The sequence below is a fragment of the Streptomyces sp. NPDC005963 genome (assembly GCF_040638655.1).
GTDB lineage: Bacteria > Actinomycetota > Actinomycetes > Streptomycetales > Streptomycetaceae > Streptomyces.
Window position 1 is genome coordinate 1 of sequence record NZ_JBEXVD010000090.1, and the last position, 1,456, is coordinate 1,456.

Annotated in this window: 1 rRNA gene; it reads left to right on the forward strand. The window is 55.9% G+C overall.

Going from position 1 to position 1,456, the window contains the following annotated elements:
• Positions 1 to 1,434: ribosomal RNA gene (locus ABZ348_RS34685) — 23S ribosomal RNA — on the forward strand; the annotation flags it as partial.
• Between the last annotated feature and the right edge of the window lie 22 nt (positions 1,435 to 1,456).

Below are 1,456 nucleotides of genomic sequence, written 5' to 3' on the forward strand. Positions count from 1 at the left end.
GGTGTAGGCCGTGTGGTAGGTAAATCCGTCACACGTTAAGGCTGAGACCTGATGCCGAGCCGATTGTGGTGAAGTGGATGATCCTATGCTGTCGAGAAAAGCCTCTAGCGAGTTTCATGGCGGCCCGTACCCTAAACCGACTCAGGTGGTCAGGTAGAGAATACCGAGGCGTTCGGGTGAACTATGGTTAAGGAACTCGGCAAAATGCCCCCGTAACTTCGGGAGAAGGGGGGCCATTCTTGGTGATCCGATTTACTCGGTGAGCTGGGGGTGGCCGCAGAGACCAGCGAGAAGCGACTGTTTACTAAAAACACAGGTCCGTGCGAAGCCGTAAGGCGATGTATACGGACTGACGCCTGCCCGGTGCTGGAACGTTAAGGGGACCGGTTAGCTCCATTTCGGTGGGGCGAAGCTGAGAACTTAAGCGCCAGTAAACGGCGGTGGTAACTATAACCATCCTAAGGTAGCGAAATTCCTTGTCGGGTAAGTTCCGACCTGCACGAATGGCGTAACGACTTCTCGACTGTCTCAACCATAGGCCCGGTGAAATTGCACTACGAGTAAAGATGCTCGTTTCGCGCAGCAGGACGGAAAGACCCCGGGACCTTTACTATAGTTTGATATTGGTGTTCGGTTCGGCTTGTGTAGGATAGGTGGGAGACTGTGAACAGCACACGCCAGTGTGTTGGGAGTCGCTGTTGAAATACCACTCTGGTCGTGCTGGATGTCTAACCTGGGTCCGTGATCCGGATCAGGGACAGTGTCTGATGGGTAGTTTAACTGGGGCGGTTGCCTCCTAAAGGGTAACGGAGGCGCCCAAAGGTTCCCTCAGCCTGGTTGGTAATCAGGTGTTGAGTGTAAGTGCACAAGGGAGCTTGACTGTGAGACCGACGGGTCGAGCAGGGACGAAAGTCGGGACTAGTGATCCGGCGGTGGCTTGTGGAAGCGCCGTCGCTCAACGGATAAAAGGTACCCCGGGGATAACAGGCTGATCTTCCCCAAGAGTCCATATCGACGGGATGGTTTGGCACCTCGATGTCGGCTCGTCGCATCCTGGGGCTGGAGTCGGTCCCAAGGGTTGGGCTGTTCGCCCATTAAAGCGGTACGCGAGCTGGGTTTAGAACGTCGTGAGACAGTTCGGTCCCTATCCGCTGTGCGCGTAGGAGTCTTGAGAAGGGCTGTCCCTAGTACGAGAGGACCGGGACGGACGAACCTCTGGTGTGCCAGTTGTCCTGCCAAGGGCATGGCTGGTTGGCTACGTTCGGAAAGGATAACCGCTGAAAGCATCTAAGCGGGAAGCCTGCTTCGAGATGAGGACTCCCACCCCCTTTGAGGGGTTAAGGCTCCCAGGAGACTACTGGGTTGATAGGCCAGATCTGGAAGGCGGGTAACCGCTGGAGGTGACTGGTACTAATAAGCCGAGGGCTTGTCCATAGAGGCTCGCGTCCACTGTGTT